Annotated in this window: 13 protein-coding genes; 5 read left to right on the top strand and 8 right to left on the bottom strand. The window is 32.9% G+C overall.

The window, feature by feature from the left end; translation table 11 throughout:
• Window positions 1-146 precede the first annotated feature (146 nt).
• Complete coding sequence (locus VFM92_RS09250) at window positions 147-1,610, bottom strand: HAMP domain-containing sensor histidine kinase (RefSeq protein WP_325121930.1); 1,464 nt, start codon at window positions 1,608-1,610, stop codon at window positions 147-149.
• Window positions 1,611-1,931: 321 nt separating this feature from the next.
• Between VFM92_RS09250 and kbl the strand changes: the two genes are divergently transcribed.
• The 4 genes from kbl to fmt all read left to right on the top strand — a co-directional run bounded on the left by kbl (window position 1,932) and on the right by fmt (window position 6,774).
• Window positions 1,932-3,119, top strand: coding sequence for a glycine C-acetyltransferase (gene kbl, locus VFM92_RS09245; protein ID WP_325121929.1), 1,188 nt, complete (start codon window positions 1,932-1,934; stop codon window positions 3,117-3,119).
• 790 nt (window positions 3,120-3,909) lie between these two features.
• Window positions 3,910-4,164 carry a hypothetical protein gene (locus tag VFM92_RS09240; RefSeq protein WP_325121928.1) on the top strand — a complete coding sequence of 85 codons (255 nt, stop codon included), beginning with the start codon at window positions 3,910-3,912 and terminating at the stop codon, window positions 4,162-4,164.
• The gene (locus tag VFM92_RS09235) at window positions 4,161-5,732 is read left to right on the top strand and encodes a sensor histidine kinase (protein ID WP_325121927.1); all 1,572 of its coding nucleotides are present in this window, start codon (window positions 4,161-4,163) and stop codon (window positions 5,730-5,732) included. Before VFM92_RS09240 ends, VFM92_RS09235 begins: the two co-directional genes overlap by 4 nt.
• 124 nt (window positions 5,733-5,856) lie before the next feature.
• Window positions 5,857-6,774: a methionyl-tRNA formyltransferase gene (gene fmt, locus VFM92_RS09230; protein ID WP_325121926.1), complete on the top strand. Its 918-nt coding sequence runs from the start codon at window positions 5,857-5,859 to the stop codon at window positions 6,772-6,774.
• Window positions 6,775-6,776: 2 nt separating this feature from the next.
• Here fmt and lpxB read toward each other — a convergent pair whose 3' ends face one another.
• The 6 genes from lpxB to VFM92_RS09200 all read right to left on the bottom strand — a co-directional run bounded on the left by lpxB (window position 6,777) and on the right by VFM92_RS09200 (window position 13,546).
• A complete protein-coding gene (lpxB, locus tag VFM92_RS09225) occupies window positions 6,777-7,874 on the bottom strand; it encodes a lipid-A-disaccharide synthase (protein WP_325121925.1) in 1,098 nt (365 codons plus the stop codon).
• Window positions 7,875-7,897: 23 nt separating this feature from the next.
• Entirely contained in the window at window positions 7,898-8,566 is a 669-nt protein-coding gene (locus VFM92_RS09220; RefSeq protein WP_325121924.1) for a response regulator transcription factor, read from the bottom strand.
• 149 nt (window positions 8,567-8,715) lie between these two features.
• Window positions 8,716-9,435: an ABC transporter ATP-binding protein gene (locus tag VFM92_RS09215; protein ID WP_325121923.1), complete on the bottom strand. Its 720-nt coding sequence runs from the start codon at window positions 9,433-9,435 to the stop codon at window positions 8,716-8,718.
• An 80-nt stretch (window positions 9,436-9,515) separates the two neighbouring features.
• On the bottom strand, window positions 9,516-12,524 hold the full coding sequence (locus VFM92_RS09210) for a hypothetical protein (protein ID WP_325121922.1): 3,009 nt from the start codon (window positions 12,522-12,524) through the stop codon (window positions 9,516-9,518).
• A 4-nt stretch (window positions 12,525-12,528) separates the two neighbouring features.
• Window positions 12,529-12,816: an Asp-tRNA(Asn)/Glu-tRNA(Gln) amidotransferase subunit GatC gene (gene gatC / locus VFM92_RS09205; RefSeq protein ID WP_325121921.1), complete on the bottom strand. Its 288-nt coding sequence runs from the start codon at window positions 12,814-12,816 to the stop codon at window positions 12,529-12,531.
• Window positions 12,803-13,546: a lysophospholipid acyltransferase family protein gene (locus VFM92_RS09200; protein ID WP_325121920.1), complete on the bottom strand. Its 744-nt coding sequence runs from the start codon at window positions 13,544-13,546 to the stop codon at window positions 12,803-12,805. Before VFM92_RS09200 ends, gatC begins: the two co-directional genes overlap by 14 nt.
• A 23-nt stretch (window positions 13,547-13,569) precedes the next feature.
• Here VFM92_RS09200 and VFM92_RS09195 point away from each other — a divergent pair, with 23 nt between their 5' ends.
• Window positions 13,570-14,352, top strand: a complete 783-nt coding sequence (locus VFM92_RS09195; protein WP_325121919.1) for a hypothetical protein — start codon at window positions 13,570-13,572, stop codon at window positions 14,350-14,352.
• Here the strand turns inward: VFM92_RS09195 and VFM92_RS09190 are convergent.
• Entirely contained in the window at window positions 14,334-15,698 is a 1,365-nt protein-coding gene (locus VFM92_RS09190; RefSeq protein WP_325121918.1) for an MATE family efflux transporter, read from the bottom strand. The genes VFM92_RS09195 and VFM92_RS09190 overlap by 19 nt on opposite strands.
• Window positions 15,699-15,743: the final 45 nt, after the last annotated feature.

Raw genomic sequence — 15,743 nt, 5'->3', positions numbered from 1 at the left:
TTTTGTACTTTTCATGTACAAAAAAAAGCTCATTGAAACACATTTCAATGAGCTTTAGAAAAAATATATTTATTTACCTATATATCAGAGGATTACAAGATATTTTAAAGCCTTTTACCAACTATTTTTGGCAATTAAATCGCCTATTAAAAATTTACAGGAAGGTATATTTTCGCTTTAGTCCATTCTCTATCTTTACTTTCAATATTCATAGTACCTCCGATTTTTTTCAAAATTTCACGGCTATTGTACAGTCCCATACCATTTCCACTGGAAAGCTCTGTTCCTCTGTAGAACATATCAAAAATATAAGGCTTTACTTTTTCAGAAATTCCAATTCCATTATCAGTAATTTCAATCAAATGGAAGTCTTCGTTATGTGTAGCTTTAATATTAATCTCAAAAGTTCTTTTTCGATTATCTTTATATTGAAAGCTATTTTTTAACAAGCATTTTACTATAATTCCAAAACGATCAATATCTGTTTTAATCGAGTAAGTTGTAGGAATATCAATCGTAACAATTGGATTAAAATCGTAGATATTATCAACAAATAATAACATTTGTTCCATAATATCCCTCAGATTTACTTCTTCAATATTAACATGAGTGTGAATATTAGTCGCAACATTACTGATATCACTTACAAACCCATTTAACAACCTTAAATTAAGTCTTAAATGATGTTTTAATTCGTTGACAGTACGCACGTCTGAGATTTCGATTACTTTCAAAAGACCCTCTAAAGAAGCAATAGGTCCACGAATATTATGAGAAACACTGTATAGAAATTTATCTAACTCATGATTAATCTGGTTGAGCGCTAAGTTTTGTTTGGTAATTTCTTCGGAGAAATGCATGTTCTCTGTCTTATCCTCTAAAATGAAGATGAATCCTTCTTGTAATTTAGCATTTTTACTTACGCTAAAAGCCGTTGCATTAACAAAAACTTCTTTGGATTTTTTTATATTATGAATTACAAATGAAAATTTTACTTGCCCTCCGTCCTTTTTCAATTTTTCAATTTTATCCCAAAATTCAGAGATATTTTTCACATAAATAGCATCTATAAAATTGAAATTCTCTTCAATCGCACGGCCAAAAAGTGATCTAAACTTATCATTAAACCAAAGTGATTCAAATTTTTTGTTCGTATGAACTATCCCACTAGGTAGATTATTTAATAATTCCTTTTGTATAGAAAGAGTGTCAAAAAAGTGATTTGCCTTGGGAGTGCTTTGATCTATTTTCAGAAAATCATTTTTTCTTTGAAGGTTTAATATTTGAATTAAAGCTTTTCCATCCTTCTGATAAATTGAATTAAATAAATAGACGTTATTTCCATGATTAAATTGACGAGATTGAAAATCATTCTTTCCATGAAGATAAGATTCAAATAACGCTATGGCTTGGTTAAATTCAGATTGGTGCTTTACGAATTGACTATTAACGTTCAATATGATTTGAGAATCAAGATCAATAATAAACATCGGATCTTTCCCATCTTGAAAAAATTCAGTAAAAGCAACAAAGCTTCTTTCCATTTGTGAGTCAACGGATAAAGATACTTTTTGATTTCCAACAAACTCATTGCGATAATTCTGAATCATAATAACAAAATTATGGTGAATTATATTATCAGAAAAACAGGATATGATTTAAACATTACAATTTTGTAAAATATTTATGTTTACATTTCTTACTAAAGTGCATAAACAAATCGGTTCTATTCTAAGTATTAATACCTAATCAAAAGCAAAGAGGGTAAGTGTTTCCTACAATAGTCTTTAAAAATAAATTCAAATAATCAGGAAAACAATACAGCATGTATCTACATACGTTTATAAGAATGCTTTTTTGATTTTTGTATGAATTAATGGGGATTCATGGAATGAAGCTTATCTTTGCTAAAAGAAAAAAATCCAAAAAATATGTACGGAAATCTTCAACACAAATTACAAGGCGAATTAAAGCAATTAGAGCAAGATGGCCTTTATAAAAAAGAAAGAATCATTACCACTCCGCAAGGAGCTTCTATTAAAACTAATACTGGAAAAGAGGTTTTAAACTTCTGTTCAAATAATTACTTAGGGCTTTCTTCACACCCAAAAGTACTCGAAGCTGCTAAAAATGCACTAGACACGCACGGGTTTGGTATGTCTTCAGTTCGATTTATTTGTGGAACACAAGATATTCATAAAGAATTAGAGCAAAAAATTGCTGAATTTTTAGGCACGGAAGACACCATACTTTATGCAGCAGCATTTGATGCTAATGGAGGGGTATTTGAACCTATCTTAGGTCCAGAAGATGCAATTATTTCAGATTCTCTTAATCATGCTTCTATTATAGATGGAGTTAGGTTATGTAAAGCCGCTCGATATCGATATCAAAACAATGATATGGCGGATTTGGAAGAACAATTGAAAAAAGCTAAAGATGCCCAAAGCAAAATAATTGTAACCGATGGAGTATTCTCCATGGATGGATATGTTGCTCAATTGGATAAAATTTGTGACTTAGCTGATAAATATGATGCATTGGTAATGGTGGATGATTGCCATGCAACAGGTTTTATAGGAAAAACTGGCCGAGGCACCCATGAACTCAACAATGTGATGGGCAGAGTTGATATCATAACTGGAACACTAGGTAAAGCCTTGGGTGGAGCAATGGGCGGTTTCACTTCAGGAAAAAAAGAAATTATTGATATGTTGCGTCAAAAATCAAGGCCTTATTTATTTTCTAATTCATTAGCACCATCTATTGTGGGGGCTTCCATCGCAGTATTTGATTTGTTGAGTAGTTCAACTGCATTAAGAGATAAGCTAGAAGACAATATAAATTACTTCAAAGAACATATTAAAAAAGCTGGATTTGACATCAAAGACGGTGATTCAGCTATTGTTCCTATTATGGTTTATGATGCGGCTCTATCTCAAAAATTTGCAGACAGATTATTGGAAGAGGGAATTTATGTCATTGGATTCTTTTATCCTGTTGTACCAAAAGAACAAGCCAGAATTCGAGTTCAGCTTTCTGCAGCTCATGAAAAAGCACATCTAGACAAAGCAATTGAATCTTTCACCAAAGTAGGTAAAGAACTCAAAATAATTTAATTCATTAAATATGGAGTAGTGATTAATCGCTACTCCATATTCATTCAATATCAAAGCCTTTCTTTTTAGTCCTTTCTGTATATATACATACGCTTTGCTAAATAATTATATCAACAGGAATATTATCCCCAAAAAACTGTGGAAACTGGATATTTCAAAATGAATTTGGAGTTATTCTTTGGAAGCCGTAAAAATACCCTCAAAGACGGGACAAATGATATTTTAACATCAATAGGGGGGAGAAGTTAACTATCACTAAATTAATGCCCGTCTTTTTAGGTAATGTTGTTAAATATATAGAAAGTATTGACCGAAGCTATTCGCATTAAATTCTAACTACTACATAAAGGTATGATCAGGTTTTCTCCTATGAAACATCATAAATAAGGTATTCAAAACTATTTTTAAGGTATTTATCAACCATTTTTAGGGTATTTATTTTTATTGATTCAAAAAACCTAAACCTACCCCACCCTATTAGATTACTATTTTTTAATATCAAAAATTTAATTGATTAAGTTAACAACCTCTCCTTTTTATTATTAGTATAAATAATTGCATCTTTTCATTAACTAAAATAAGCTATCAAAAATTCATTATTATGGATAAAAGAGTAGTCGAAATGATTTGAGGTAACTTCCATTACATCACCATTGAAGAGACCGAAAAGATGAAAGGATCGAATTCACAGTTTTAAATGACAAGACTGGATGTATTGACTTTACACCATTGAAGAGGTTAGGTTGAAATTAATTTTTCTTTTCTACGCGCATTATTGTAAATTTATTTAATGAAAAAGCCTTTTTATGTATTTCTGTTGGTGAATGTCTGTCTTATTATGACTTGTTATTCGCAATCAACTGAAAATTTAGATTATGAAATAGCTGTTAAATTTAAAAATAAAAATCAATTAGATTCAGCTACCAAATATTTCCTAAAAGCAACCGATATTTTTATTCAAAATCGAGATTCAGTCGGTCTTGCTTTATCTTATCACAAGTTAGCCTCCATCGCAAAAAAACAAATAACACCAAAGATGCATTGAGCTACCAGTATAAAGCAATTGAGATAAATAAAAATATTCAAAATTCTAATGGATTAATCAGTAACTATAATAACCTTGGTAATTATTATACTTCAGAAGATGCTGAGTTAGCACTCCATTATTATCAAGAAGCTGAAAAACTTCTCCCAAAAAATCAGAAAGGTATAAAAGCAGCCATCATCAAAATGAATATCGGTATTATATTTTCTGATCATAACTCCGAATACTATAATTATGATTCAGCAAACTATTATTTTTTAAGTTCTTTGGAGTCTTTTCAAGCTATTAAGGATTCTGGAAATATTGCTTCACTTTACCATAATCTTGGCGTTTTGTACGAAGAAAAAGAGCATTTCAAAGATGGGATTGATAGCTACCATAAAGCCATTACCATTAATAAAATGCTTGATAATAAAAGTACACTTGCCAAAACTTATATGGGTTTAGGTAATATTTATTTAAAGCAAAATGAGTATTCCAAGAGCTTAGAGTATTTTCAAAAGAGCTTAGAATTAGCCGAAATTTTGGGAGATGAATATAAAAAAATTAATGTCTATACGAATATAATCAAAGCAAAAATGGGGATAGGTGCCATTGAAGACGCTTCGATATTATTTACTAAGTATAATAAATTACGTGATTCTCTTTTCGACCATGAAAAAATGCAAGAAATCAAAAATCTAGAAATGAAATATGAAACTGCCATAAAAGAAGCTGAAATAGAGAAACAACAATTTGCAATAGCTGAGAAAAATTTTCAAAAAAATCTATTCTTAGGCTTAAGTTTGGTATTAATTCTACTTATCATTTCAACAGTTTGGTTTTTTCTTCAGAAACAAGAGTATCTGAAAAAGCTTAAAAATGAGGAAATCTCTAATATGAAAAGGGAACAAGAACTAAAGGAGCTTAATGCCATGATGCATGGACAAGAAGAAGAAAGAAATCGAATTGCAAGTGATTTACATGATCGCTTAGGAGCAAGGTTATCATCCATAAAATTACTTTTTCAATCAGAGCAGAATAAAACTTCTTCTAATTTCAATTATAAATTGCTGGACAATGTCAACGAAGCCATAAAGGAAGTAAGAGAAATTTCTCATAACCTTTCAACAGATATGCTTACGCGTTTTGGCCTAGAAACAGCTCTACATGATATGATAAAAACCATAAATGAAACAGAACAAATCCAAGCTGAACTATCTGTTTATGGTTTACAGGAAAGATTACCATTAGAAATAGAAAGAAATGTTTATCATATAGCATTAGAATTAATAAACAACACTATTAAACATGCACAAGCAAATACAATCACTTTACAAATAAGTCAGGCAGACCATGAAATCAATTTGTTCTACGAGGACGATGGTATCGGTTTTGATATTCAAAATGTGGTAGACTCTGGAATGGGAATGAGAAGTATTTACGCTAGGGTGAACACCATAAATGGAGCTGTATATTTTAATTCTAAACCCAATAAAGGGATTAATGTAGTGCTGACAATTCCGGTCAATGAAACCCAGGTAGAAAACAAGAAGGATAAAAATTCTTATAATTCAAAAATGGCTTAAGTAATTACGATTATTAATCTATAAATTGAATCCGATCAAAGTGAATTGAAATCATATCCGAAGTCGGTAGAATTGAATTGAAATTCTCAGCTAAATTCATCCTATATTTTTAACTTTGTGACCTATGAAAAAATTACGCATTGTTTACATGGGTACACCGGATTTCGCGGTTCCATCACTGAAAATATTAGTTGAAAATAAATACGATATTGCAGCAGTCATCACTGCACCAGATAAACCTAAAGGCCGTGGTCAGAAAATGTCACAATCACCAGTAAAGGAATATGCTGAGTCTATGGGGCTTAAAATAATGCAGCCAACCAATTTGAAAGACCCAGAATTCCAAACGGAATTAACCTCTTTAAAAGCTAATTTACAAATTGTAGTAGCATTTAGAATGTTACCTGAAACGGTGTGGTCAATGCCCGAATTAGGAACTTTTAACTTACATGCCTCCCTACTTCCGCAATACAGAGGAGCCGCTCCCATTCACTGGGCTGTTATGAATGGCGAAAAAGAGACTGGATTAACTACATTTTTTTTAAAACATGAAATAGATACTGGAAGTATTATTTTACAAGAAAAGGAAGTAATTTCTCATACTGATACCACTGGAGAAGTTTATAATAGATTGATGGCAAAAGGAGCCGGACTTGTCTTAAAAACAGTGAACGCAATTGAAAAGGAAGATTATCAACTTAAAGTGCAAAACGAAAATCAACCTTTGAAGCATGCTCCTAAGCTTTTTAAAGAAAATACAGAATTAAAATGGACTGAACCAGCTGAGCAACTTTATAATTATGTAAGAGGATTAAATCCATTCCCCACTGCTTGGGCTATTATAAATAATAATAAATACAAAATTCACGTATCAACCATCATTGATAAAAATTCTAAGGGAGAACCAGGGAAATTAATCACAGATGATAAAACCCACCTTCATATTCAATGTAATCCTGGTATTTTAGCAATGGAGGAGATTCAACCGGAAGGGAAAAAAAGAATGGCTATTACTGATTTCCTAAGGGGAAATAAATTATGAAATTAATTTTTAGTTCTACTGATTATTAAGTTGGCAGTTTGCTGGGAGGTATTATTATCTCCCATCATCGCTTTTAAAACTGAGTAGTCACTCAGAATCTGTTTTCTTTTATCTCCTTTTGGTAAGATTTGCTGTAATTCGAGTTTTAAATTATTCAACGTAAAATTTTCTTGAATTAATTCTCTTACGGCTTCTTTTTGGAGTATCAAATTTACTAAAGAAATGAACTCTACCTTTACCACCTTTTTAGCAATCGCATAGGAAATTTTACCAGTTTTGTAAACCACAACTTGTGGCACATTAAATAAGGCTGTTTCTAGAGTAGCTGTGCCTGAAGTGACCAAGGCTGCTTTTGCATTGAATAGCAAGTCATAAGTCTCATCAAAAATCAAACTCACATTAGACTGCTTTTCAATAGATTGATATAACTCCTTATCTAAACTTTTTACACCTGCAATCACAAAATGTTCGCTGGGAAATTCTTTTGCAACACTTCGCAGATTATTGAGCATATGATCTACCTCTTGCTGACGGCTTCCAGGTAATACAGCAATTACCTCTTTATTTCTAAAAGTAAAGTCAGAATTCGGTTTAAATTCCCTGATTGCATCCAATAAGGGATTCCCTACGTAATCCACTTCAAAATCATATCGCTTATAAAACTCCTTTTCAAACGGTAGAATTACATACATATAATCTACATTTCTTTTAATTTTATATGCTCTCTTTTGATTCCAAGCCCATACTTTAGGGGAAATATAATAGTGAACAGGGATATTTTTACTTTTAGCAAATTTTGCGATACGCATATTAAAGCCTGCATAATCAATTAGTATGATAGCATCAGGTCTAAAAGCTAGTATATCTTCTTTGCAGAAGTTAATTTTTTTACGAATAGCACCCAAATGTTTAATTACCTCCAAAAAGCCCATATAAGCCATTTCGCGATAATGAACAACTAATTCAGCACCAGCATTTTCCATTGCATCTCCTCCCCAGCAGCGTATATTGGCATTGGGTTGAATAGCTTTTATTGCTCTGATTAAATTGCTCCCATGCAAATCACCTGAACGTTCGCCAGCAATTATATAATACTTCATTTTTGATTTATTGAATTGGAAATCTATCCTAAATAACCCTTTTCTAAAGCCATTTTCACCATGTGTGAAACATTTTTAGCTTCAAATTTTTGTAATAGTAGCTTTCGGTATGAATTAATACTATTGGGTGACAAACCTAATTTCTCTGAAATTTCACCAGAAGTATCCCCTTCGCTTAAAAAGTGTAATATCTTTCTTTCCGTTTCAGTTAGTTTAACTCCTCCTTCCGATTCACCATAAACGCGCATTTTCATTGCCATTTTTGACATTACATCTTGAGAAAAATAAGTTTTTCCTTCAGCTAATCTTTTTATAGCAATAACAATCTCATTTTCATTTGCATTTTTCAGAACATATCCATCTACTCCTGCATCTAATGCATTTTGAATATATCCTTCCCTATCAAACATGGTTAGGATTAAGATTTTTACATTTAAAAAATTCTTTTTGATAAAAACAGTAGCCTCAATGCCATTAAGTAATGGCATATTTAAATCCATAATCACAATATCAACTTCATGCTTTGCTAAAAAATCTAAAGCCTGCTGACCATTGGCGACCGTTCCTAAAACAGATAAGCCGTCTTTAACTGATAGAATTGAAGACATTCCACTTGCTAAAATCTCGTGATCGTCTGCTATTAATAATTTTATAGGATAGGATACATCGCTCATATTCAAAGCTATATTCATTCAATCTGATATACAACAGAAAATATAAAATAAATTGAATAATTTTAAGAACGAGAATGATAAATCACATCAACTACTCTCTTAAAACCTATAGACAAGCAACTAGAAAGTATCTTTAAATTATTAAATATAATTAATCAAATATATACTTATACAGTTTCAGTTCCTACTCTAGTAATATCAGTATTAATATTATCACTTTCTACCAGTCCATCTCGCATTCTAATAACTCTGTGAGCATATTGAGCAATATCGTCTTCATGTGTTACCATTACTATGGTATTACCTTGATCATGCAAAAGCTGGAATAACTCCATTATTTCATATGAAGTCTTAGTATCCAAATTTCCTGTAGGCTCATCCGCCAAAATAATACTTGGATTATTGACTAAAGCTCTTGCAATAGCAACTCTTTGGCGTTGCCCACCGGAAAGTTCATTAGGTTTGTGGTGAGCCCTATCAGCGAGCCCTACACTTTCTAATACTTCCAGAGCTCGTTCATGTCTTTCAGATTTGCTAAAACCTGCATATACTAAAGGAAGTGCAACATTTTCTAAAGAAGATTGTCTTGGTAACAAATTAAAAGTCTGAAAAACGAAACCAATTTCTTTGTTTCTAATCTCAGCTAAATCATTTTCTGAAGTTTCACTAACATCTTGTCCTGCCAATTGATACGTTCCTCTTGTAGGTGTATCTAGACACCCAATTATATTCATTAATGTTGATTTACCAGAGCCAGAAGGTCCCATAAAAGCAACATATTCTCCCTTATCTATATTTATAGAAACTGATTTCAATGCCTGCACTGTCTCGGTTCCCATCGTATATATTTTAGCGATATCTTTAGTATGGATTACGGATTGTTTCATTTATTTTTATTCTTGATAGTTTAATGTGAAAATTTAATTCAGAAGTATGGATTGCACAATTCATTTGTGATAAGCGGAGATTACCATGGCATTTCTTCCATACTTTCTTTGATCCTTTCGTATTCTTCCGAAAATTTCTCCCAGTTGTCGGTATTTAATGATTGCCTTAGCTTTTGGTAAGATTCCTCTGCATAGTTGATTAAATTCATTCTGAGCGCTTGTAATGTATATGATTTAAGAATTTCAACGCTATTTTCATTTATTCTACTTGCCTCCACCAAAATATCATAGGCTACCTCCATTTCGCCTTTTTCGATAAAATATTGCGCACTATAAATAACAGCTGTTTCAAAAAAAGCGTTCTGTCTACCTAAGTCGAGCATTAGACTATCCGATTTAGCATTATTTTCTTCTTTTAAAGAAGTGCTTGCCTGCCAAATTAATTTGTAGTTATAAGGATATTGTTGCAATATGGATGGCTCGACTGTATTTGCTAAATCTTCATCTTTATTGATAGCAGATAATAAAGCGGTCAAATTATTTTTATATATCAATAAGCCCTTTTCTGTTGATGGTATATTTATTTCTTCCAAAGAATTGCTTGCCAACTCTAAATCTCCATTTTTAATTTGTTGCTCCGTTTTATTCAGTTCGTGTAGCATTAAAAAAGGTGAATTTCTTAAGTCATTAAAAATAGAATCCTTTTTTTCCTTTGTTAAAGCACTATTAGTGGACAACCACAAATATTTGAAGCTATCTGGCAGCTTCTCATATTCACCTAATAAAAACTGATATAGTGGGTCTCTCTCGTAAATATTTGCAGCTACCGCTTCACTATTCATTTCTTTTCTGTAAAGTTGTGCTGCTTCATACAGTTTCCCTCCCCAAATCATGGCAATGGTTCTATATGTATTTGCTTTTGACATTTTTAATTCCGCAGCTTTTGCAAAATGTTGTTCTGCTTTTGAGTATTCCTTTTGGTCCATTAACCACATGCCGTGTAACAGATAATAAAAACCTGCATCAGCAATATTATCATTTTCCAATTCAAACATAAAACTGTAGGCAGAATTCACATTACCAGCATAATTCTGACGAGAAGAAGTCGCATATTTCAGTGATTTCTCAAAATCTTCATTTTCTTCAATTTGAGTGAGCCAATGAATCGTATCAGCCTTAAATCCCTGATTTGCTAAGGTTTTATTGAGGGTAAGATTGAAAATAAACGAAAAATCATTATAAGTAAGGATTTCTGGGATTTTCCTCGCATTTAAATCAATGCTATCAATAAATTGTCTTTTTCGATTGGCCAGCGCTAAATAATTAGCCTGATACGCAACTGACTTATCATTTAATTCTGACTGCAAAGGTAATTCCTCATCTACTGAGTTTTTAGCAAATAAACCTAATCGATTTACCTGAGCAACTTCAGCCAAATCATCATTGTTGGCAGCACGCGCTGCAGCATCAAAATATATGAAAGCAGAATCCGTTCTATTCAGTTTTTCGTACACAATACCTCGCATATTTAGTAAATAAGCGTTATTCGGAAATTCTTTTTGCGCATCTTCCAACGTAAATAAGGCTTCGAAAATTAAATTAGCATTCAATTGTGATTGAGTTCTTTGAATATAAGATTGAACACTTGGTCTTTTAAAATTGGCATTGTTAAAATAGGATGAAGCTTCAGCCCAGTTCCCTTCTTCATACTCCATTTGTCCAATTTTAAAGTTATGTTTATGAGATGTGGCAGCATATTGACGAGCAATTTTATAAGTGGTTTTCGCTTTCTCCTCCTCTCCTATATATTCATAATAGTCAGCTAATCCAACATAGTAACCTGAGATTGCCTGATAATAGGGTAAATAAGAAACTCTTAATATCAAGATTATTACGATAGCAAAACCAACTCCTCTAACTAGGTTATATGGAATATTTACTGGACGGAAAACCACTGGGTAAATACCATGACCAGCTTTCAGTAAACCAACAAAATTATAGAGAACATAAAAGAAAAATAAAACACCAAATCCTAAATGAGAAAAAATGATGATGTCTTCAAAAGTATCTATCAAAGGGTCATTTGCATTTTTAAAAATCCATGCAATTACTGTGAAAGTTAAAATACCTAAAGCTAAAAACACATAGCCTCCTAATGGTCTAAAGCTTAATTGGCTATCAATTAACTCACTTCTCTTTCGGAAACCCCAAATTCCTAATACGGCTGAAATGGCAAGTAATACAAACTCATTTAAATAAACTATCTCTATATTTATAAGATTATCATTTTTAGCGAATGTTAATCCCACATAAATTAAATAAAGCAGGGAAATGATAATAAAATGCATCAGGTTTGAACCTTCCTCTTTATTCTTTTTATCGGCTAATAAATAAAGAATATGCAGGATGATATCGTAAGCAATGTTAAAAATAAAGATGATAGCCAACAAAACTGGTACAATGATTCCATGATGCGCCATGAAAACAATGGGAGCTTCTACCGTTGAGCCTATCGTAACCAACGCCATTAAAGAAATGAGGATGATAGCAAAAATCATCCAGCGTAAGAACAGACTTGCAGACTCTTTATACGCATGTAAATAATAGCCCGAGACTAATATGAGTCCTACAAACAGAAAGGTGAAAAGCTGATTTTCAATCCCGAAAATCTTGAGAAACTGCAACTTGAGCGTAATAATCCAAATTACAAATACGGATTGAAAAATGATAAACCACCATCTACTCAAGTAAGTTGAAGCGGTCATTAAAATACTAAAACAACAAAAAATAATGGCTATTAAAAGATATGTTCCACTTAATTTAAATCCTGATTCTAGCGGTAAAAAACTTTGAAAAATAATGTAATTACGAGCAGGAACTGGCAGTTCAAAAATAAAATCTTGCACATTTTGAAGTGAGAGTTCTATGCTTTGCGTTTTCCTCACCACATCCATCGGATGAGCTAAATCAAAGCTATTGTATTGATTGTAAAAACTGTAGGCTATGGATACTAAAAAAATTAAAAGGAGCACCTGATAGATGCCTCGATAACGTAACTTCCAACCCTTCCAAAAATTTAAATTTCTCATTTTACTATTTAATTACTTTAGGCACTTTAAAATAATCTGCATCTCTTTTGGGTGCATTTTTTAACCCAGCTTCGTGTGACATTTGACCGCCTACTTTATCCGCTCTAAATTGATTAACTTCCATCGTCATCGATTGAAGAGGCTCAACATTCTCTGTATCAACCTCCTGTAATTTCTCCACAAAAGAAAGCATATTATTCATATCCTTTAGCATCTTTTCCTCTGATTTTTCATCAAACTCCAATCGTGCCAAATGAGCTATCTTCTTTAAGGTTTCTTTATTTATACTCATCTTTCAGTTTCATTCTTAAATCTGTGGCTATTACCTCATATACAGTTTCTTTTAACGCAGATACATCCTCCATATTGAGTCCAGAAGTTGGAATAGGTTCGTGATATATCATCCTCATTTTCCTCTTGGTAATAAGAGGGATTTTTTCATCCGGTAAAATTATCCAATTATCAGGAAGGCTCACAGGCACTATTGGAATTTGTTTCGTGATGGCAGCACGAAATGCACCATCTTTGAACCTACCCATTTCAGGAATTCTTTTTGACAAAATACCTCCCTCAGGAAACATTACCAGTGACCTTTCTTCTCCCATTTTATCTATTGCAATTTGTAAAGCTTTATAAGAATTTGTCGGACTAGCTCTGTTAACCGTCACGTGCAATTTTCGAAACATATAGCCAAATAGTGGAATTTTTGCCAGCGAGCTTTTGCCTACGTATACTACCGAATGTGGAGCAAAACCAAAACTCACTATATCTAACAAGGAAAAATGATTCGCACAATAAACATATTGCATGGCTGTACTTAAGCGATGTTTTCCTTCGATCTCTGTCCTAATTCCGACTAAAAATAAGGCTACACTTGCCCAAACTTTATTGAGTACATAACAATGCTTATGCCATGATTTATTGGCAATTATTAGAAGGAAAAAAGGAAACAATAGCACAAATAAGCCAATGAAAACAATTCCGCACCAAACAGTGTATATCTTCTTAAAAAATTGGTTCATAGTTTAAAACCTAAAACTAGCAAATGATAAAAGAACTAAAAAATAAGGAAATTTCCATAGGCTGGGATGTTGGTGGATGGAGTGGGAAAAATCATGGCTTTTGTGTTTTGGAATCAATTGATAGCGAAATTAAGCTTTTAATGGCCACAAAATTAACTATTTACCAAATAAAAGAGCAAATAGAGAAATTGCTCAGTAAACATCAAGCTTCGCACAATATCATCTTAGGAATAGATGCTCCTTTGCAATTTCCTGAATTATTCAGAGAAATCATTAATGAAAATCCAATAAACGTTTTCAAAACTATTCAAGGTAATTTGAAAGAAAACCCAATTGCTTGGCGAGCAACTGATTTATTCATAAAAAAGAATTTTGGGAAAACACCCTTAAGTGCTTCTTTTAGCTTTTTAACAAGCAATGCAACTGTTGCCATTTCAATGATCGGAGAATTAAAGGCAAAGTATAGCAACTTTTCAGTTCTACCCTTTCATGAGGAAAAAGATATTACAGCAATAGAAGTATATCCGGGGTTATTGAAAAGCTCAAGCTTGCAAAAAAATCTCATATTCAATGAATATCAACAACTATTTGAAAATTATCCTTTTTCAGAAATTAATGGTTTTGACTATTATTTCCACGGAGCTAAGGAAAAAACAGATGTAGCAGATGCTGTCATTTGCGCTATTTACGCATTAGGATTTAGTGGTCGAGCTTTGTCTGTCCCAAAAATAAAAAAAGAAATCCCTGTCAGTGCTTTAGCTGCTGCCAAAAGTGAAGGATGGATATATCACCCTGATATATTTTGATTGAATTCAGCTGCTAGTTTTTTAGTTTTGTTATTGAAACGAATGAAAAGGATAACGGCAGTTACACTTAAGCCAATTAGTAATCCGTACCAAACTCCCTTTTCTTGCAAACCAAAAGTGAAGGCCAACAAATAACCACATGGCAGCCCGATCACCCAGTATGCCATAAAAGTGACTGCAGTTGGTAGCTTAACATCTCCCATTCCTCTTAACGCACCTAATCCCACTACTTGAATACCATCAGAAAGTTGAAAAAGAGCTGCAATGATCAATAAGGAGGAAGCTATACCGATTACTTCTGGATCAGAGGTGTAGATAAAAGGAAGATATTCATTCAGTCCCATAAAAAGCAAGCCCGTGAAACTCATAAATATAATGGCCATAAGGAAACATGTAAATGCAGCAATCCGCATGGTCGGAATATCTCTCTGTCCTAATTGATTCCCTACTCTAACTGTGGCAGCTGCAGATATTCCTGTTGCCATCATATAACTAATGGAAGCCAAATTCATCGCAACTTGATGGGAAGCCAAAGGTACAGCTCCCATCCACCCAATCATGATGGCTGCCGATGCAAAAGCACCAACTTCAAAAATGTATTGAAAACCAGTAGGAACTCCAAGATTCAGTAATTGCTTAAATGAGATAGTGTTCCATACCGTAACTTTAAGATATTTCCAATAAGCGTTAAATTTCTTATGATATCTTACAAAAAGCACCATACCGATAGCCATCATCACTCTTGAAATTAGCGTTGCCCATCCGGCACCTACCAAACCCATCGGCTCAAAACCAAACTTCCCAAAAATCAGGATGTAATTCAAAACTATATTGATCACATTGGCACTTATAGTAATATACATAGCTTGTTTTGTCAGTGATAGTCCTTCAGCAAATTGCTTGAAGGTCTGAAAAAACATAAAAGGCAAAAGGGAAAATCCAATAATTGCTAAATAAGGTTTCGCTAAAGTGACTACTGCTTTTGGTTGATCCAGAATATCTAAAATGAACCCTCCAAAGAGTAAAATGATGAAAAGAATTAAACCAAAAATAAGGTTGACTACAAAGCTGTGTTTTAAAAAACGCATGGAAGCACGATGATTCCCTTCGCCATCCGACTGCGCAACCAAAGGAGTCAATCCAAAGGAAATCCCAATTCCAAACATCATGGCGATGCTAAAAACAGCATTAGCAACAGAAACTGCGGCTAATTCTTCAGTCCCTACTCTCCCCACCATGACCGAATCTGCAGCCCCTACTAATACATGACCTAGCTGACTCAATACAACTGGGTATGCAAGTAGATAATTACGTTTAAAATGTTCTTTAAAGTCTTGGGCTCTCATGATTTTCAAAAGGATGGCGCAAAAGTAATTAAATATCGTAAAGGC

The sequence above is a fragment of the Marivirga sp. genome (assembly GCF_035704835.1).
In the GTDB taxonomy this organism is placed as follows: Bacteria; Bacteroidota; Bacteroidia; order Cytophagales; family Cyclobacteriaceae; genus Marivirga.
The sequence above is the reverse complement of the archived record's forward strand: the minus strand, read 5'-3'. Positions and strand labels throughout refer to the sequence as shown.